Origin of the sequence: Streptomyces sp. TLI_55 (assembly GCF_900206255.1) — a bacterium.
Taxonomy (GTDB): Bacteria; Actinomycetota; Actinomycetes; order Streptomycetales; family Streptomycetaceae; genus Streptomyces; species Streptomyces aquilus.
The window spans coordinates 1,493,383-1,511,849 of record NZ_OAOJ01000001.1 but is presented as its reverse complement, the minus strand read 5'-3'; the positions used below and the strand labels follow the sequence as shown (position 1 = coordinate 1,511,849).

The window sequence follows — 18,467 nt, the reverse complement described above, 5'->3', positions numbered from 1 at the left end:
ACCCATCTCTGTCGGCCGGATCCGCGCGGGCCGCCGTCCTGCAATGGCGGGAGGCAATCTCCCGCAATGCCCGGACAACTCCCCATCTCGCGCCGCCAGTGCGGAAGTTCGCCCTCCGGAAGGGTCTTCGAGTTAACTGTGCGTCGGTAGTAGGCTCGCGGCGTTTATTGACGCACATGTGTACCCCCGGCCGGCGGGGGACCAGCTGGGGGAGGCCATGCGCTTTCGCGGGAAGTCGATCCGCCGGAAGATCGTGGCGCTGCTTCTCGTGCCGCTGGTGTCCCTGGCCGCGGTCTGGGGCTTCGCCACGGTGCTCACGGGGCGGGCGGTCACTCAGCTGTTCCAGGTGTCGAGGGCTGTGGAGCACGTCACCTACCCCACCGAGGACACGGTCCGCATCCTCCAGCAGGAACGGCGCCAGACCCTCGTCTATCTCGCCGACCCGCGTGCGTCGGACGCGCTCTCCGCACTGCGCGCCGCCCGCAGTGCCTCCGACGACGCCATCGCCAAGTTCCGCAAGGAAGCGCAGGACCCCGACGTCCGCGACGGACTCGACGCGGACGACGACGAGTTCCTCACCACTGTCCTGGACGCCTTCGACAGCGTCGGCTCCCTGCGCCGCAGCGTCGAGGAGGGCACGGTGACCCGGGCTCAGGCCCTCGCTCGCTACAACCGACTCGTGGATCCCTGCTACGCCCTGCTGGCCTCCCTCGACGGGGTGGACAACGTGGAGATGGACAAGCAGGGGCGCGTCCTGGTCAACATCGCCCGCGCCCGCGAACTGCTCTCCCGTGAGGACGCCCTGCTCGGATCCGCCCTGGTGGTCGGCAGGCTCACGAGCGAGGAGATCCGGGACGTCTCCGACCTCATCGCGCAGCGCGACATGCTGTACGAGATCAGCCTGCCGGTGCTGCCCGCGAGCGAACGCGAGCGCTACGACGGATTCTGGAAGAACGCCTCCACCGCGTCCCTGCGCTCCGCCGAGAAGACCGTCATCGGCTCCGAACCCGGCCCGCCCACCGCCCTCACCGCCAAGAGCTGGGACGCCGCCGCGGCCGGTGTGCTCGACGGGCTCGCGACACTCAACGACCAGGCGGGCGACCGCTACCAGGACCGTGTGGAGCCGGTCGCGGTGGGCGTCATCGTCAAGGCCGCCGTCGCCGGCGTACTCGGACTGCTCGCCCTGCTCTTCTCGGTCTTCCTCTCGGTACGCGTCGGCCGCGGCCTCATCCGCGACCTGCGCCAGCTGCGCCTGGAGGCCCACGAGGCGTCCGGCGTGCGACTGCCCAGCGTCATGCGTCGGCTCTCGGCCGGCGAACAGGTCGACGTGGAGACCGAGGTCCCGCGTCTGGAGTACGACAAGAACGAGATCGGCGAGGTCGGCCAGGCCCTCAACACCCTTCAGCGCGCGGCCGTCGAGGCCGCCGTCAAACAGGCCGAACTGCGCGCCGGGGTCGCCGAGGTCTTCGTCAACCTCGCCCGCCGCAGCCAGGTGCTCCTGCACAAGCAGCTCACCCTGCTCGACACCATGGAGCGCCGGACCGAGGACACCGACGAGCTCGCCGACCTGTTCCGCCTCGACCACCTCACCACCCGTATGCGCCGGCACGCCGAGGGTCTGGTGATCCTCTCCGGCGCCGCCCCCTCCCGGCAGTGGCGCAAGCCCGTCCAGCTCATGGACGTCGTCAGGGCCGCCGTCGCCGAGGTCGAGGACTACGAGCGCATCGAGGTCCGCCGTCTGCCCAGGGTCGCGGTCACCGGCCCGGCCGTCGCCGACCTCACTCATCTCGTCGCCGAACTCCTGGAGAACGCCACGGTGTTCTCCCCGCCGCACACCGCCGTCCAGGTCCTGGGCGAGCGGGTCGCCAACGGCTTCACCCTGGAGATCCACGACCGGGGTCTCGGTATGGCGGCCGACGCCCTGCTGGACGCCAACCTCCGGCTCGCCGAGACACCGGAGTTCGAGCTGTCCGACACGGACCGGCTCGGCCTGTTCGTGGTCAGCCGGCTCGCCCAGCGGCAGAACGTCCGGGTCTCCCTCCAGCCCTCGCCGTACGGCGGCACGACGGCCGTCGTCTTCATCCCCAACACCCTGCTGACGGACGACGTCCCGGACACCAACGGCCTCGGCTTCCGCCTCGACCGCCCGCAGCCCTCCAAGGAGGCCGAGCTGGAGGAGGCCCGCCGAGCCGAACTCTCCCACGTGCCCGTGCAGTTGCCGGGCCTCCCGGCGGCGCTCCTGGACGGCCCCGTGGAGCTGGAAGCCCCCGTCGACCTGGACGCCATCGACGACTTCCCGGGCGCCCTCGACGACGAGGACAGCGAACGCGGCGGACTGTTCCGCCCCCGGCGCGGCCTCGTCCGCACCGAGGACGCCACCGGCGGTGAATCCCGCGAGACCCCCGACCCCTTCGAGCGGCACACCGGCGACGACGACCTCAACGCCCCGGTGCCCCTGCCGCAGCGGCGCACGCCCAAGCTGGTCAGCTCGCACGGCCGCCCGGTGACGGAGCAGTCCGCGCGACGCCCGGACCCGGACGAGGAGGCCGTACGCGGCGCGAACCGGTCGCTCTCCGCCACACCACCTCCGCTCCCCGCCCGCAGGCGCGCCACGGGCCCGCAGCGCCGCACCACCGACGTCGCCGACCGCCCCGACGAGCAGGAAACCCCGGTACCCGGAGCCTCCGCTCTTCCCCGGCGCACCCGGCGCTCCGACATCGCGTCCAGCGGCGGTTCGGGCGACGCCACGCGCCTCGCCGGCAGCTCCGAGACCCACCCCGGCTCCGAAACGCCGCTCGTCGGCGGCACCGCCCCCGGGTCCAGGCGCTCCGGCGGTGCCGAACCAGGGCAGGACGCCGCCGGCACGGCCCCGCTGCCCCGGCGTGTCCGGCAGGCCAACCTGGCTCCGCAGCTCAAGCAGAGCCCCCAGCCTCGCACCGACCAGGAAGCCGGGTTCGAGGAGCGGGACGCCGACCAAGTACGCAGCCGCATGGCTTCGCTCCAGCGTGGCTGGCAGCGCGGCCGTGACGAGAACGCCGCGGGCGAGGACGCCCACAGCGGCACAGCACCACGAGGAACTAAGGGGGACGGTCGATGACCGCACCGAAGACGACCGGCCACACCGCGACGACCACGTCCGGCGAGCTCAACTGGCTCCTGGACGAACTGGTGGACCGCGTCGCCAGCATCCGCAAGGCCGTCGTGCTCTCCGGCGACGGCCTGCCCACCGGGGCCTCCAAGGACCTGACCCGGGAGGACAGCGAGCACCTGGCCGCCGTCGCCTCCGGGTTCCACAGCCTCGCCAAGGGCGTGGGCCGGCACTTCGAGGCGGGCAGCGTCCGGCAGACGGTCGTCGAGCTCGACGACGCCTTCCTGTTCGTGACCGCGGCCGGCGACGGCAGCTGCCTCGCCGTTCTCTCCGACGCGGACTCCGACGTCGGCCTGGTCGCCTACGAGATGACGCTCCTGGTCAAGCGAGTCGGCGTACATCTGGCCTCCGCTCCACGCACCGATCTGCCTCAGGGCGGGTAGTGGGATGACATGAGCACTGACGGTCAGGGAAGAAGTCACTGGTTCGACGACGAGGCCGGACCGGTCGTCCGTCCGTACGCCATGACACGCGGCCGCACCACCAGTGCGGCCCAGCACCGCCTGGACCTCATCGCGGTGGTCGTCACGGAGCCCCAGGCGGACGACCCGGAACGCGACCACTCGCTGTCCCCGGAGCATGTGGACATCGTCGATCTGTGCCGCGAGACCCCGCAGTCGGTCGCCGAACTGTCCTCCGAACTCGACCTGCCCATCGGCGTGGTGCGGGTTCTCATCGGTGACCTCGTGGACGGGGAGTTCGTTCATGTGAACCGGCCTGTGCCGCCCGCGGAGCTGCCGGACGAGAGCATCCTGCGGGACGTGATCAACGGCCTCCGGGCGTTGTGAGGCAACGCCCTGCCCGCGCCGAGCGGGCGGGCGCCGGCCCAGCCCTCCCGATAGGATCCGACTGATCGTCGACGACCTCCGCGGGCGGCCCGCCGCCGGCCCGCGGACACGGTGCCGAACAGCACGATCGGGGAGACGGACGTGACGACAGGCTGGCAGTTCTGGGTCGACCGGGGCGGCACCTTCACCGACATCGTCGCGCGCCGCCCGGACGGTCGGCTGCTCACCCACAAAGTCCTCTCCGACAGCTCCACCCCGTCCCGCTCCCGGCTCCATCCGGGGGACGAGACCCCCTCCGGCGACGCGGCCGTCACGGGCGTGACCCACCTCCTGGGCGGCTCCCAGGACCCGGTGGAAGCCGTCCGTATGGGCACCACCGTCGCCACCAACGCCCTCCTGGAGCGCAAGGGCGAGCGCACCCTCCTGATCGTCACCCGCGGCTTCCGCGACGCCCTGCGCATCGCCTACCAGAGCCGGCCCCGCATCTTCGCCCGCCGCATCGAACTGCCCGAACTGCTCCACGAGCGCGTCATCGAGGTCGACGAACGCATCGCCGCCGACGGCACCGTCCTGCGCGCCCCCGACCTGGACGCCCTCGCCGAGCCCCTTCAGCGGGCCTACGACGACGGGATCCGCGCGGTAGCCGTCGTCTGCATGCACAGTCACCTCCACCCCGCCCACGAACAGGCCGTCGGCGCCCTCGCCGCCCGCATCGGATTCCCGCAGATCTCGCTCTCCAGCGAGGTCAGCCCCCTGATGAAGCTTGTCCCGCGCGGGGACACCGCCGTCGTCGACGCCTACCTCTCGCCCGTCCTGCGCCGGTACGTCGAGCGGGTCGCCGGTGATCTCGACGGTGTGCGACTGATGTTCATGCAGTCCAACGGCGGTCTCACCGAGGCCGGTCAGTTCCGCGGCAAGGACGCCATCCTGTCCGGGCCCGCCGGCGGCATCGTCGGCATGGCCCGGATGTCGCAGCTCGCGGGCTTCGACCGGGTCATCGGCTTCGACATGGGCGGCACGTCGACCGACGTCTCGCACTACGCGGGCGACTACGAACGGGTCTTCACCACGCAGATCGCCGGAGTCCGGCTGCGCGCCCCCATGCTCGACATCCACACCGTCGCCGCCGGCGGCGGTTCGGTCCTCCACTTCGACGGCTCCCGCTACCGCGTAGGGCCGGACTCGGCGGGCGCGGACCCGGGCCCCGCCTGCTACCGCGCGGGCGGCCCGCTCGCCGTCACCGACGCCAACGTCATGCTCGGCCGCATCCAACCCGCCCATTTCCCCGAGGTGTTCGGCCCCGACGGCGACCAGCCCCTGGACGCGGAACTCGTCCGCGACCGCTTCGCAGCCCTCACGCGCGAGATCCGCGACCGGACCGGTGACGACCGCACTCCCGAGCAGGTGGCCGAGGGCTACCTCCAGATCGCGGTCGCCAACATCGCCAACGCCGTCAAGCGGATCTCCGTCCAGAAGGGCCACGACGTCACCCGCTACGCGCTCACCACCTTCGGCGGAGCCGGTGGCCAGCACGCCTGCATGGTCGCCGACTCGCTCGGCATGCGCACCGTCCTCGTACCACCCATGGCCGGGGTCCTCTCCGCGCTCGGCATCGGCCTCGCCGACACCACCGCGATGCGCGAACAGTCCGTCGAGGCACCGCTGGAGGCCGCCTCGATGCCGGGCGTCCTCAAGACCGCCGACGACCTGGAGAGCGCCGCCCGTGCCGAACTCCTCGCCGAGGACGTCCCCGAGGACCGCGTCCGGATCACCCGCCGCGCCCAACTCCGCTACGACGGCACCGACACCACCCTCACCGTCGAGCTGACCGAACCCGCCGCGATGCGGGAGGCCTTCGAAGCACGTCATCGCGCCACGTACTCCTTCACGCTCGACCGCCCGATCGTCGTCGAAGCCCTCTCCGTGGAAGCCACCGGCATCACTCAACCCCCCGATCTGTCGGCCCTCGCCCCGTACGAAGGCCGCCCCGCCGCCCCCGAGACCGTCCGCCTCCACACGGGCGGCACCTGGCGCGACGTACCCCTCCACCGCCGCGAGGAACTGCCTCCCGGCGAGACCGTCACCGGCCCGGCGATCATCACCGAGGCCAGTGCCACGACCGTCGTCGACGACGGCTGGCAGGCCGTGGCGCGAGACGACGGGCATCTGGTCATGGAACGCGTGGCGGTCACGCAGAGTTCCGATCTCGACACGAGAGTCGACCCGGTCCTTCTCGAGGTCTTCAACAACCTCTTCATGTCCATCGCCGAACAGATGGGCGCCCGACTGGAGTCCACGGCCCAGTCCGTCAACATCAAGGAGCGCCTCGACTTCTCCTGCGCGCTCTTCGACCCGGACGGAAACCTGGTGGCCAACGCCCCGCACATCCCTGTCCACCTGGGGTCGATGGGCACCAGCGTCAAGGAGGTCATCCGACGCCGCGGCTCGACGATGCGACCGGGCGACACGTACGCCGTCAACGACCCGTACCACGGCGGCACCCACCTGCCGGATGTCACGGTGATCACCCCGGTCTTCGACGCGCTGGACTCCGCAGACACGGAGAGTGACCGCGAGATCCTCTTCTACGTCGCCTCCCGCGGCCACCACGCCGAGATCGGCGGCATCGCCCCGGGCTCCATGCCGGCCGACAGCCGCAGCATCGAGGAGGAGGGCATCCTCTTCGACAACTGGCTCCTCGCCGAGAACGGCCGCTTCCGCGAGGAGGAGACCCTCCGCCTGCTCACGCAGACGCGCTACCCCTCCCGCAACCCGAGGACCAACCTCGCCGACCTGCGGGCCCAGATCGCCGCCAACCGCAAGGGCGTCGACGAAGTCACCCGCATGATCGAGACGTTCGGACTCGACGTCGTCCAGGCCTACATGCGACACGTCCAGGACAACGCCGAGGAAGCGGTGCGCCGGGTCGTCGACACCCTCGACGACGGTGAGTACGCCTACGAGACGGACTCCGGCGCCATGATCCGGGTACGCGTGCGCGTGGACCGCGAGAACCGCTCCGCGATCGTCGACTTCACGGGCACGTCCGCGCAGTTGGACAGCAACTTCAACGCCCCGTTCGCGGTGGTCAACGCCGCGGTGCTGTACGTTTTCCGCACCCTCGTCGCCGACGACATCCCCCTCAACGACGGCTGTCTGCGGCCCCTGCGGATCATCGTGCCGCCCGGCTCGATGCTCGCCCCCGAGCCGCCCGCCGCGGTCGTCGCCGGCAACGTGGAGACCTCGCAGGCCATCACCGGCGCCCTGTACGCGGCGCTCGGTGTCCAGGCCGAGGGCTCCGGGACCATGAACAACGTGACCTTCGGCAACGCCCGCCACCAGTACTACGAGACGGTCGCGTCCGGCTCCGGCGCGGGCGACGGCTTCCCGGGCGCGCCCGCCGTACAGACCCACATGACCAACTCGCGGCTCACCGACCCCGAGGTCCTGGAGTGGCGACTGCCCGTCCGGCTCGACGAGTTCGCCGTCCGTGAGGGCAGCGGCGGCGCCGGACGGTGGCGCGGCGGCGACGGCGCGATCCGCCGCATCCGCTTCCTGGAACCCATGACCGTCTCCACGCTGTCCCAGCACCGCCGGGTCCCGCCGTACGGCATGGCAGGCGGCGAACCCGGCGCGCTGGGCGCCAACCGCGTGGAGCGTGCCGACGGGACGGTCACCGTGCTCGGCGGCAGCGACGCGGCCGACGTCGAACCCGGCGACGTACTTGTCATCGAAACCCCCGGCGGTGGAGGCTACGGCCCACCGTCGCCCCACCCCCACCCAGCAGGAGAAGAGATCAATGATCTTCGGGCGTTCTGAGCGCGGAAAGCCCCCGGTCGAGCCCGTCACGCTCAAGATCCTCGTGGCCGGCGGCTTCGGCGTGGGCAAGACCACGCTCGTCGGCGCGGTCAGCGAGATCAGGCCGCTGCGCACCGAGGAGCTGCTCACCGAGGCAGGACGCCCGGTCGACGACATCAGTGGCGTGGAGGGCAAGCGCACCACCACCGTGGCCATGGACTTCGGGCGCATCACACTACGCGAGGACCTGGTGCTGTACCTCTTCGGCACACCCGGCCAGGAGCGGTTCTGGTTCATGTGGGACGAGCTCTCCGAGGGCGCCCTCGGAGCCGTCGTCCTCGCCGACACCCGCCGCCTGGAGGACAGCTTCGCCGCGATCGACTACTTCGAGCGGCGGTCCATCCCCTTCGTCGTCGGCGTCAACTGCTTCGAGGGGGCGGCCCGTTACCCGACCGAGGACGTCCGCCAGGCCCTCGACCTCGACCAGGACGTGCCGCTGATGCTGACCGACGCCCGGGACCGCGAGTCGGTCAAGGAGGTCCTCATCGGTGTCGTCCGGCATGCGATGGCGCAGGCGGCGGAGCGCCGCCAGGCCGCCGTCACGAGCTGACACCTGACAGCTGACACGGGAACGGCCCGTACCCCCGCCGACCGGGGTACGGGCCGCGCTCATGACCGCACGCGCGTGTGGCCGGTTCTAAGACCGCACGCGCGCGTGCGGCTAGTTCACCCCGTCTTCCTCCCAGCCGAAGCTCTTCTCCACGGCCTTGCGCCAGTTGTGGTACTCCCGGTCCCGCACCGACGCCTCCATCGACGGCGTCCACTCGACGTCCTTCTGCCAGTGCGACTTGAGCTCGTCGAGGTCGTTCCACACCCCGGTGGCCAGCCCGGCCGCGTAAGCGGCACCCAGACAGGTCGTCTCGGACACCTTCGGCCGGACCACCGGCACGTCGAGGACGTCCGCCTGATGCTGCATGAGGAGGTTGTTCTTGGTCATGCCGCCGTCGACCTTCAGGGTCGTGATGTGCACCCCGGAGTCCTGGAACATGGCGTCCACGACCTCACGCGTCTGCCAGCTCGTCGCCTCCAGGACCGCGCGCGCGAGATGCGCCTTGGTGACGTACCGGGTGAGCCCGGTGACGACACCGCGCGCGTCGGAGCGCCAATAGGGCGCGAACAGCCCGGAGAAGGCGGGCACGATGTAGGCACCGCCGTTGTCCTCCACGCTCGCGGCCAGCGGTTCGATCTCGTCGGCGGTGCGGATGATGCCGAGCTGGTCCCGGAACCACTGGACGAGCGCACCCGTTATCGCGATGGAACCCTCCAGGCAGTAGACCGGCGCCTCACTCCCGATCTTGTAGCCCATCGTCGTCAGCAGGCCGCTCTTCGACGGCACCGGCCGGTTGCCCGTGTTGAGCAGCAGGAAGGAGCCCGTGCCGTAGGTGTTCTTCGCCGTCCCCACGTCGTAGCAGGCCTGTCCGAACACGGCCGCCTGCTGGTCGCCCAGCGCGGACGCCACGGGCACGCCCGCGAGTTGGCCGACCGCGGTGCCGTACACCTCGGCCGAGGACCTGATCTCGGGGAGGACGGCGTCGGGGACGTTCATGGCGGAGAGGATGGACTGGTCCCACTGGAGGGTTTCGAGGTTCATCAGCATGGTGCGGCCGGCGTTGGTCACGTCGGTGACGTGCCGGCCGCCGTGCGTGCCGCCGGTGAGGTTCCAGATGAGCCAGGAATCGATGGTGCCGAAGGCGATCTCGCCGTTCTCGGCCCGCGCGCGCAGCCCGGGCACGTTGTCGAGCAGCCAGGCCGCCTTGGGCCCGGAGAAGTAGGTGGCGAGCGGCAGCCCGGTCTGCTCCCGGAAGCGGTCCTGCCCGTCCGAGCCGCCGAGTTGGTTGGTCAGCGCCGCGGTGCGGGTGTCCTGCCACACGATGGCGTTGTGCACCGGCTTGCCGGTGGCGCGGTCCCACAGGACCGTCGTCTCGCGCTGGTTGGTGATGCCGAGCGCGCTGAGCTGGTCGGCGCGCAGCCCGGCCTTGGCGAGCGCCCCGGCCACCACCGCCTGCACCTTGGACCAGATCTCGGTGGCGTCGTGCTCCACCCAGCCGGGCTTGGGGAAGATCTGGCGGTGCTCGCGCTGGTCGACGGCGACGATGCCGCCGTCCTGGTTGAAGACGATGCAGCGGCTGGAGGTGGTGCCCTGGTCGATAGCGGCGACGAACTTGTCCGTCATGACGTCCCCTTCGTCGGTTCCTTCAGAAGGCTGCGTTGAAGATGAGCCCGGACAGCGCGCCGCCGATCAGCGGTCCCACCACCGGGATCCACGCGTAACCCCAGTCCGAGGTGCCCTTGTTGGGGATCGGGAGCAAGGCGTGGGTGATGCGCGGGCCCAGGTCGCGGGCCGGGTTGATGGCGTAGCCCGTGGGGCCGCCGAGGGACAGGCCGATGCCGGTCACCAGGAACGCGACGATGAGGATCGCGGTGCCGGACTCGCCGAGCCCCTTGGTCAGGCCGAACGCCAGGATGGGCAGCACCAGCCCGATGGTCGCGATGATCTCGGTGACGAGGTTCGCCACGGGATTGCGGATCGCGGGAGCCGTGGAGAAGATCCCCAGCGTCGGCTGGGCCATGTCCTCCTCGGCGTTGGCCTGGAACTGCGCGTAGTACACCAGCCAGCACAGCACCGCGCCGAGAACGGCGCCGACCATCTGCCCCGCGATGTAGATCGGCACCTTGTCCCAGTCGCCGGTGTCGACGGCGATGCCGATCGTCACCGCCGGATTGAGATGGCCCCCGGACAGCGGCGCGGCGGTGTACGCGCCGGCCAGCACACCGAAACCCCAGCCGAACGCGATGACCACCCAGCCCGCGTCCTTCGCCTTCGAGTAGTTGAGTACGACGGCGGCGACCACTCCGGTGCCGAAAAGGATCAGGATCGCGGTGCCGATGATCTCACCGACAAATATGTCTCCGTTGCTCATGGCGGCTCCTTGGCCCCGGCCCGGGGTGTTCGACCCCGGTCTTCCGTGCAGGGTGCGTTTCCCACGGCGACTTCAGCCGGGGACGAGGAGGTCCCGCGCCCCGCCCGGCATCCGTGACGAGCGTGCCGTCGCAGTCGAATCGCCCGTGGGGGACGGGCCGTGGAGCACCTGAGCCCGCATGGCGCAGTGCGTGGATACGCCGAGAATGTACGGCGATGTCGACCGACATCGGGAAGTGTTCACCGGTGTCCAGGGGGCGTCAAGGACGCGGACGGCAACGGTTCAAGGCGACCCGCCGACACGTGGGGGAGCAGCGGTCAGCGGGGGCCGGGGAATCCCGCCGGGGCGGCAGCGTCCGCGCCGCGCCGGATCTCGTGCCCGGGCAGGCCGGCGTGCCCCAGGACCCAGCTGGCCCCGCGCAATGACTTCGCGGCCTTCTTCAGCGGCGCGAGACACGCGGCCGCCTGCCGGTGGTCCGAGACGCTGCCCGGTGCGCACACCACCGTCGCCAGGGACAACGACACGGGACGGCCGCCCGCCGACCAGAGCGCGTCCAGCACGGACGCCGCCACCGGATCCAGCCCCTCCGGATCGGCCAGGACCAGGAAGTCGTCGCCCCCGATGTGACCCACGCGCGTGCTGTCGGACGCCAGACGCTGCAACGCCCGCCCCATCGACCGGATCAGCTCGTCGCCCGCCGCGAAGCCGGCCCCGTCGTTGACCTGCTTGAAGTGGTCCACGTCCAGCCAGCTCAGCGCGAACGGCCGCCCGTCCATGATCCGCCGGTCCACCTCGCCGGTGATCACGTCCGAACCCGGCAGCCGGGTCAGCGGATTGAGCCCGGCAGCCTCCTCCACCCGGGACTCGGCCAACGCCCGCACCAGGTCCGCGAGGCGTACGACGCCCACGCACCGGCCGTACCGGTCCACGACGGCCACATCGTCCGAGGTACGGTCCCGCCCGCCGACCGCCACCACGTCCAGGACCTCCCACGCGGTGGCGTCCACACCCACCGTGCGCGGCGCGTCGCCCAGCTTGGCTGCGGGCCGGTCGGCGTAGAGGGCGTGCCCGTACCGCCCGGACATCGACAGCAGGAACCGGGACCGGTGCACCGACCGGACCGGCACCCCGTGCGCGTCCACGAGCAGCACCCCGGACACCTCCGGCGACCCGGTCAGCAGCGCCCGCACATGGCCCGCCGACGCGGTGACGGGCAGCAGCGCGGCGGGCCGCACGAACTGCCGCACCGAAGGCCCCGACCGCGGCAGCGAGGCGGCACCGGGGGAGCGGGGCGGAACGTATACGTCCGCGGCGGGCAGCCGGGCCGGCGGCGCGAACAACTCGCCCTGCGCCAGCTGCGCACCGGCCGCCACCGCGGCCGCGCACTGCAGTTCCGTCTCCACCCCCTCCACCGACAACAGCGCCCCGAGCTGCTCGCACAGCGTGCGCATCGCCCGCACCGCCGCGGGCCGCGCGAGCAGGGACGCGTCGAGCTTCACCAGGTCGGGCGCCATGTCCGTGAGCAGCCGCAGGGGTACGTCGCCGTCCCCGACGCCGTCCGCACTGATCCGGAAACCCTGGCCGCGCAGCGCGCCCACGGCCTCCAGGAGCGCCTGGTGCGGCACGTGCGTGTACGGCGGTGCGATGTCGATCGTCACCTCCCACGGCAGCCTGCCCGCCTCCCGCACCGCGGTGTGCAGCGGAGTGAGCCCACCGAGGTCGGCGAGGGTCGCCGCGAACACGTTGACGTGCAGCGGAAGCAACGTCTCCTTGCGTGCGGCCGCGCGGACCGCCGCGACCGCCAGTCTGCCGTCGAGTTCGGGATCTCGACGGGCCTCGGCGAGGATGTCGCCGGTCTCCGGGCGGGCGAGTATCTCCAGCCCCGCGACCGCGCCGGTCGCCAGGTTGACCACCGGTTGGAAGGCGAAGCGGAGAGTATCCGTCCAGGAGGGCACGGGAGCATGATGGCGCCGCGGGCGCACGCCCGAGCCCAGTTCATGAGACGTTCACGCAGGATTCCGAGGTGATCACGCAGCGTACGGGAAAGCCCTTGCGATGCCCTGCGCGCCTTCGCCTCACCGCATCGCGACCACCGCCGACCCGTGCCCGAACAGACCCTGGTTCGCCGTGATCCCCACCCGGGCCCCGGCCACCTGCCGGTCGCCCGCGGCGCCCCGCAACTGCCAGGTGAGCTCGCACACTTGGGCGATCGCCTGCGCCGGCACGGCCTCCCCGAAGGACGCCAGCCCTCCGCTCGGATTCACGGGTATGCGCCCACCGAGGCTCGTGGCGCCCTCCCGCAAGAGCTTGGCCCCCTCGCCCTCACCGCACAGCCCGAGGTCCTCGTACCACTGCAACTCCAGGGCGGTGGAGAGGTCGTAGACCTCGGCCAGGGAGAGATCCTCAGGGCCGATACCCGCCTCCTCGTAGGCGGCCCCGGCGATCGACTCGCGGAACGTCTGCGCGGCCGGCTCCACCGCCACCGCGGAGTCCGTCGCGATGTCGGGCAGGTCCAGCACGGTGTTGGGGTACCGCGGCGTCACCGTCGACACCGCGCGGATCCGCACCGGCTCCGCCACGCCACGGCGACGCGCGAACTCCATGCTGGACAGCACCAACGCGGCACCGCCGTCCGAGGTCGCGCAGATGTCGAGCAGCCGCAGCGGATCGGCGACCACCGCGGAGGCGGCGACCTCCTCACGGGTGACCCGCTTGCGGTAGCGCGCGTACGGATTCAGCGCGCCCATGGCCGAGTTCTTCACCTTGACCTGCGCGAAGTCCTCCAACGTGTCCCCGTGGACGGCGATTCGCCGCCGCGCGTAGAGCCCGAAGTACGTCGGATTGGTCGCCCCGAGCACCCGGAAACGCAGCCAGTCGGGGTCGTCGGGCCGATCCCCGCCGGCGGGCCGGAAGAACCCCTTGGGTGCCGCGTCGGCCCCCACCACGAGCACCACGTCCGCCAGCCCCGAAAGGATCTGCGCCCGCGCGGTGTTGACGGCCTGCGCCCCTGAAGCACACGCCGCGTACACGCTCGTGACCCGGGCCCCCTGCCACCCCAGCGCCTTGGCGAACGTCGCCCCGGCCACGTACCCCGGATAACCGCCACGCACCGTGTCCGCGCCGACGATCGAGCCGACCTCCCGCCACTCCAGCCCGGCGTCGGCGAGCGCCGCGCGGGCCGCCGTAGCCCCGTACTCGACGAAACTGCGCCCCCACTTGCCCCAGGGATGCATCCCCGCGCCGAGCACCGCCACCTCACCGGTCATGCCCTCACCCCCGTCGTCGGCCGCCACTGCCAGGTCGTCCACACCGTCTCCGCGTCCTCATGAAGCACGCCGGGCACGACCTCCACCTCCATGCCCACCGCCAGATCGGCGAGGCTCAGCCCCGGCACCCCCTGCCCGAGAACCACGATCCGCTCCGCTGCCAGTTCCACAGCGATCAACGCGTACGGCTCCCACGGAAGTTCCGGATCGGTCACATAGGGTGACGGAGGCCGGTACCGGCCGTCCGTGTAGGACCACACGCGCCCCCGCCGCGACAGCGGCACCTCGGCCAGTTCGCCGCCCGCGCACCGCGGATTGCGGCAATGGACGTCCTCGCGCGGGAAGAACACCGTGGCGCAGGCGGAGCAGCGGGTGCCCAGCAGGTGGAACGCGTCCGCCTCGCCACCGAACCATCCCTCGACCACAGGAGTGCGCGCACGTGACAAGATTCCTCCCCGGCAGCAAATCTGACGGAACGTCAGAAGTGTGTCACGGGAGACCCGAGATGGGCAGAGGCAGAGGCATGACACGACTCTCGCGCGCACTGCGCGGCCTGGGCACCGCGCTCGCCGCCCTCCTGACCGTGACCGCCGTCTCCACCACCGCCCGGGCGACCCCGGAACCCAAGGCACCCGAGGACTTCGTGGCGCTCAGAACCGTGGACCCGACGATCATCCAGGAGATGCGCTACTTCACCCCCCACAACTTCGTCGGCGAGCGCATCGACGGCTATCGGCAGCCCGTGTGCATCCTCACCCGCCCCGCCGCCGAAGCACTCCACAAGGCACAAGGAAAGCTGCTGAAGCAGGGCTACAGCCTCAAGGTGTACGACTGCTACCGCCCGCAACGCGCGGTCGACCACTTCGTCCGCTGGGCCGAGGACCTCGACGACCAGGCCATGAAGAGCGAGTTCTACCCGAACGTCGACAAGACGCGCCTCTTCGCGGACGGGTACATCGCGGAGAAGTCCGGCCACAGCCGCGGCTCGACCATGGACCTCACGATCGTGCGGCTGCCCGCGAAGCCCACCCGGCCCTACCACCCCGGTGAGACCCTCGTACCCTGCTACGCGCCCCAGGACCAGCGCTTCCCCGACAACTCCGTCGACATGGGCACCGGATTCGACTGCTTCGACACCCTCGCCCACACCCTCGACCCACGCATCCAGGGCACACAGCGCGCCAACCGGCTCCTGCTCAAGTCCACCCTGGAGGACCTCGGCTTCGTGAACCTGGCCGAGGAATGGTGGCACTACACCTACAAGCCCGAGCCGTACCCGGACACCTACTTCGACTTCCCGGTGTCCTGGAAGTCCCTTTCGAGCAAACACTGAGCCGCCCCCGGAAGACGCCCCTCCGATGATCGGATACAGTCCGCCGCGTGTCCGAAACTCAACACCCCACCCCCAACTCCGCGCCCGACTCCCACTGTTCGAGCTGCGGAACGCCCTTCGGAGAGGGCGTCACCGGTTGGCCCCGCACCTGCCCCGCCTGCGCCACCGTGGCCTACCGCAACCCGCTCCCGGTCGCGGTGGCACTCCAGCCCGTGTACGACACCAAGGGCACCAGCCTTGTCGTCATCACCCGTACCGTCGCCCCCGCGCGCGGGGGCATCGCGCTGCCCGGCGGCTACATCGACGACCGTGAGGACTGGCGCCAGGCCGTCGTCCGCGAGCTCAAGGAGGAGACCGGCATCGACGCGGCGAGCCGCGACGTACGCCTCGTCGACGCCATGAGCTCACCCGACGGGCACCTCCTGCTGTTCGGGTCCCTGCCCGAGCGCCCGGCGGAGAGCCTGCCCACGTCCGCCGCGACGGACGAGACAGAAGGCTGGCACCTCCTGCGCAGGCCCGAGGAGCTCGCCTTCCCCCTGCACACGCGCGCGGTACGGGCCTGGTTCGAGGGCCGGTACGTCTGAGCCTCAGCGCTCCTCGACACCCCGTACCCGCACCGGGTGAGGCGGCGCGCTCACGCCGTCCTCACCCTCTCGCTCGACGACCACCCGCCGGCCCTGCCAGCGGGCGACGTACCGCTCGATCTCCGACTCCTCCCACCCATCACCCGCATCCGGCACGACCAGCCCGCCACCGGTCCGTCCCCGCGCCGGCGCCCACACCTCCAGCTCCAGCCCGCCGTCCTCCCCGCGCACGGGAAGGACGGCACCCGCGCGCGCGAGCACCGGAATCCGCGACAAAGGGGCGTCCACCAGGATCTGCCCCGGCCCGTCGTACGCCCGACCCGTCGCCGTGTCGTACCAACGCCCCCGCGGCAACTGCACGGCACGCCGGTCCGCGCCCGGGTCGAGCACCGGCGCCACCAGCAGACAGTCACCCAGCAAGAAGGCGTCCTCACAGTCGCGCAGCGCCCGGTCCTCCGGTATGCCCCACCACAACGGCCGCACATAGGGCGTCCCGGTGCGCCGCGCCAGATGCGCCAGCGTCATGAAGTACGGCAACAGCCGCCGCCGCTCCGCGAGCGCCACGCGCGCGTGCTCCAACACCTCGGGCCCGAACTCCCACGGCTCCCGGCGCCCCGCCCGGAGGCTCGCATGCGTGCGGAACAGCGGCAGATACGCGCCCAGTTGGAACCACCGTAGATACAGCTCGGGCGACGGACTCCCGTCGAAGCCGCCCACGTCCGGCCCCGAGTACGGCACCCCGCACAGTCCCAGCCCGATCACCAGCGACAGCGACGCCCGCAGCCCGGGCCAGCCCGTGGCCACGTCACCCGACCACGCGCCTCCGTAGCGCTGCAGGCCGGCCCACCCGGACCGCGAGAACACGAACGGCCGCTCCTGCGGGGAAAGCTCCCGCAGGCCCTCGTAGGCGGCGCGAGCCATGCACAGCGCATAGACATTGTGCGCCTCACGATGGTCGCCTCCCCGCCCTTCCAGCGCATGCCGGGCCGAACGCGGCAACGTCGACTCCCCGAAGGCCGCGAACGACGTGGGCTCGTTCATGTCATGCCAGAAGCCGGCGAACCCCTGACCGAGCCGCTCCTCGTACAGCCCGCCCCACCACTTGCGCACGCGCGCGTGCGTGAAGTCGGGAAACACCGACTCCCCGGGCCACACCTCGCCCCGCACCAGCTGCCCCGCCCCGTCCCGGACGAACGCGTCCACGGCCGTCCCGGAGTCGTACACGGCATTGCCGCTCTCAGCCCTGACCGCCGGGTCGATGATCGACACCAACCGGATCCCGTCCCGCCGCAGATCAGCGGAGAGCCGGGGCAGCTTGGGGAAGCGGTCGTGGTCGACCGTGAACACCTGGTGCTCGTCGAAGTGGTCGATGTCCAGATGGACGGCGTCCAACGGCAGATCGCGCTCCTGATAGCCCGCGACGATCCGCCGCACCTCCTGCTCGCTCCCGAACCCCCACCGCGCGTGCTGATAGCCCAGCGCCCAGGCCGGCGGCAGCGCCGGCGCACCCGTGAGCGAGGCCCAAGCGAGCAGCACGCGCGCGGGAGTACCGACCATCACCCAGCAGCGCAACGGACCGCCGGACATCCGCAGTTCGCTCGACCCGGGCCGGTCGTGCCCGGAACCGGCACCCTCCTCGCCCTCCCGCAAGGTCACCGTGCCGTCCCACGTGGTGTCGTGAAACACCAGATGCGTGGCCGCGTCGGCCACCACCAACTGCACCGGCATCGTCAGGTACAGCGGATCGTCACCCGGACCGAAGGCACGGCCGGGGTCGGTGTTCCACAGCCGGTACGTGCCGTCCCGCAGCCGCGGCCCCGAGGCCCGCCCGCCCAGCCCGAAGAAGCGGGCGTCCGCCGAGACCTCCGACCGCTGCATCCAACGCCCCGCGCCCCCGTCGACCGGCTCCCACCAGCGCGGCGGCAGATCCCGGCGCAGGGACACCCCGCCGGGCGTCTGCACCTCGACCGCGCCGTGCCGTGAGACGACGACCGTGACCCGCTCGGCCACCACCCGCCACCCGCCGTCCTTGTCCGGCTCCAGCACCGCCCGCGGGTCCGGCTCCGGAGAGTGGCCCGCCAAGGCGTACGACGGCTCGGGAGCCGCCCCGTCCCAGCCCCAGAACACCGCCCCGTTCACCGCCACCGTGATCCGCAGCTCGGAACGGCTGAACCGGATCACACCGCCTCCGGGCCCGGGTTCCACGTCCTGCACCGGACCGGGCACGCGCGCCCGCTCGGCCCCCCGCGCCGGCAGCCCGGCGGCATCGGCACGCCGCGTACGCCAAGCAGCCCGTACGGTACGCAACCTCTGGGCCGCCCCCGCCGAACCGACCGCCTTCATCGAACGCACCAGGTCACGACCGTTCATGCTGTTCACCCTGCCACTGACCGCCCCACGCGCGCGTGTCGTTCAACTGCCGTTCACCCGTGCCGGGACCACATCTTCACGACACGGACTATGTGGGGCGCACCCTGGTGTAGAAGTCGATCACATGGCATCGTCCGTGTCATCCGCGTCACGCGCACACCCCCGCCCGTGCGCGGCCGACGCACACGACGCGCACAGT

General features: G+C 71.4%; 13 protein-coding genes. 7 read left to right on the top strand and 6 right to left on the bottom strand.

Going from position 1 to position 18,467, the window contains the following annotated elements:
* The first annotated feature begins 217 nt into the window (after window positions 1–217).
* The 5 genes from CRP56_RS07030 (at window position 218) to CRP56_RS07010 (ending at window position 8,344) form a co-directional block, all read left to right on the top strand.
* Complete coding sequence (locus CRP56_RS07030) at window positions 218–3,097, top strand: nitrate- and nitrite sensing domain-containing protein (protein WP_097273794.1); 2,880 nt, start codon at window positions 218–220, stop codon at window positions 3,095–3,097.
* Complete coding sequence (locus CRP56_RS07025) at window positions 3,094–3,531, top strand: roadblock/LC7 domain-containing protein (protein WP_097261351.1); 438 nt, start codon at window positions 3,094–3,096, stop codon at window positions 3,529–3,531. The genes CRP56_RS07030 and CRP56_RS07025 overlap by 4 nt, the downstream gene beginning before the upstream one ends.
* 9 nt (window positions 3,532–3,540) lie before the next feature.
* Complete coding sequence (locus tag CRP56_RS07020; RefSeq protein WP_059196300.1) at window positions 3,541–3,936, top strand: DUF742 domain-containing protein; 396 nt, start codon at window positions 3,541–3,543, stop codon at window positions 3,934–3,936.
* 141 nt (window positions 3,937–4,077) lie between these two features.
* On the top strand, window positions 4,078–7,755 hold the full coding sequence (locus CRP56_RS07015; RefSeq protein ID WP_097273792.1) for a hydantoinase B/oxoprolinase family protein: 3,678 nt from the start codon (window positions 4,078–4,080) through the stop codon (window positions 7,753–7,755).
* Window positions 7,736–8,344: a GTP-binding protein gene (locus CRP56_RS07010; RefSeq protein ID WP_097261349.1), complete on the top strand. Its 609-nt coding sequence runs from the start codon at window positions 7,736–7,738 to the stop codon at window positions 8,342–8,344. Before CRP56_RS07015 ends, CRP56_RS07010 begins: the two co-directional genes overlap by 20 nt.
* Window positions 8,345–8,455: 111 nt before the next feature.
* Here CRP56_RS07010 and glpK read toward each other — a convergent pair whose 3' ends face one another.
* From glpK to CRP56_RS06985, 5 genes are all read right to left on the bottom strand, one after another.
* Window positions 8,456–9,967, bottom strand: a complete 1,512-nt coding sequence (gene glpK, locus CRP56_RS07005; RefSeq protein WP_097261347.1) for a glycerol kinase GlpK — start codon at window positions 9,965–9,967, stop codon at window positions 8,456–8,458.
* A gap of 22 nt (window positions 9,968–9,989) precedes the next feature.
* On the bottom strand, window positions 9,990–10,715 hold the full coding sequence (locus tag CRP56_RS07000; protein ID WP_097261345.1) for an MIP/aquaporin family protein: 726 nt from the start codon (window positions 10,713–10,715) through the stop codon (window positions 9,990–9,992).
* A gap of 317 nt (window positions 10,716–11,032) precedes the next feature.
* Complete coding sequence (locus tag CRP56_RS06995; protein ID WP_097273790.1) at window positions 11,033–12,670, bottom strand: GGDEF domain-containing protein; 1,638 nt, start codon at window positions 12,668–12,670, stop codon at window positions 11,033–11,035.
* A gap of 120 nt (window positions 12,671–12,790) precedes the next feature.
* On the bottom strand, window positions 12,791–13,981 hold the full coding sequence (locus CRP56_RS06990; protein WP_097273788.1) for a lipid-transfer protein: 1,191 nt from the start codon (window positions 13,979–13,981) through the stop codon (window positions 12,791–12,793).
* Window positions 13,978–14,406 carry a Zn-ribbon domain-containing OB-fold protein gene (locus CRP56_RS06985; RefSeq protein ID WP_097261343.1) on the bottom strand — a complete coding sequence of 143 codons (429 nt, stop codon included), beginning with the start codon at window positions 14,404–14,406 and terminating at the stop codon, window positions 13,978–13,980. Before CRP56_RS06985 ends, CRP56_RS06990 begins: the two co-directional genes overlap by 4 nt.
* A 98-nt stretch (window positions 14,407–14,504) precedes the next feature.
* Here CRP56_RS06985 and CRP56_RS06980 point away from each other — a divergent pair, with 98 nt between their 5' ends.
* Together CRP56_RS06980 and CRP56_RS06975 are read left to right on the top strand one after the other, a co-directional pair.
* The gene (locus tag CRP56_RS06980; protein WP_097261341.1) at window positions 14,505–15,314 is read left to right on the top strand and encodes a M15 family metallopeptidase; all 810 of its coding nucleotides are present in this window, start codon (window positions 14,505–14,507) and stop codon (window positions 15,312–15,314) included.
* A gap of 47 nt (window positions 15,315–15,361) precedes the next feature.
* Window positions 15,362–15,898 carry an NUDIX domain-containing protein gene (locus CRP56_RS06975; protein WP_097261338.1) on the top strand — a complete coding sequence of 179 codons (537 nt, stop codon included), beginning with the start codon at window positions 15,362–15,364 and terminating at the stop codon, window positions 15,896–15,898.
* 3 nt (window positions 15,899–15,901) lie between these two features.
* On the opposite strand, the gene CRP56_RS06970 is transcribed toward CRP56_RS06975, so the two are convergent.
* On the bottom strand, window positions 15,902–18,268 hold the full coding sequence (locus CRP56_RS06970; protein ID WP_097273786.1) for a glycoside hydrolase family 31 protein: 2,367 nt from the start codon (window positions 18,266–18,268) through the stop codon (window positions 15,902–15,904).
* Window positions 18,269–18,467: the final 199 nt, after the last annotated feature.

Excerpts from the sequence above, each read along its gene's own strand:
- CRP56_RS07020 (WP_059196300.1), top strand. The coding sequence starts at position 3,541 with ATGAGCACTGACGGTCAGGGAAGAAGTCACTGGTTCGACGACGAGGCC.
- CRP56_RS06990 (WP_097273788.1), bottom strand. The coding sequence starts at position 13,981 with ATGACCGGTGAGGTGGCGGTGCTCGGCGCGGGGATGCATCCCTGGGGC.
- glpK (WP_097261347.1), bottom strand. The coding sequence starts at position 9,967 with ATGACGGACAAGTTCGTCGCCGCTATCGACCAGGGCACCACCTCCAGC.
- CRP56_RS07030 (WP_097273794.1), top strand. The coding sequence starts at position 218 with ATGCGCTTTCGCGGGAAGTCGATCCGCCGGAAGATCGTGGCGCTGCTT.
- CRP56_RS06970 (WP_097273786.1), bottom strand. The coding sequence starts at position 18,268 with ATGAACGGTCGTGACCTGGTGCGTTCGATGAAGGCGGTCGGTTCGGCG.
- CRP56_RS07000 (WP_097261345.1), bottom strand. The coding sequence starts at position 10,715 with ATGAGCAACGGAGACATATTTGTCGGTGAGATCATCGGCACCGCGATC.
- CRP56_RS06980 (WP_097261341.1), top strand. The coding sequence starts at position 14,505 with ATGACACGACTCTCGCGCGCACTGCGCGGCCTGGGCACCGCGCTCGCC.
- CRP56_RS07025 (WP_097261351.1), top strand. The coding sequence starts at position 3,094 with ATGACCGCACCGAAGACGACCGGCCACACCGCGACGACCACGTCCGGC.
- CRP56_RS07010 (WP_097261349.1), top strand. The coding sequence starts at position 7,736 with ATGATCTTCGGGCGTTCTGAGCGCGGAAAGCCCCCGGTCGAGCCCGTC.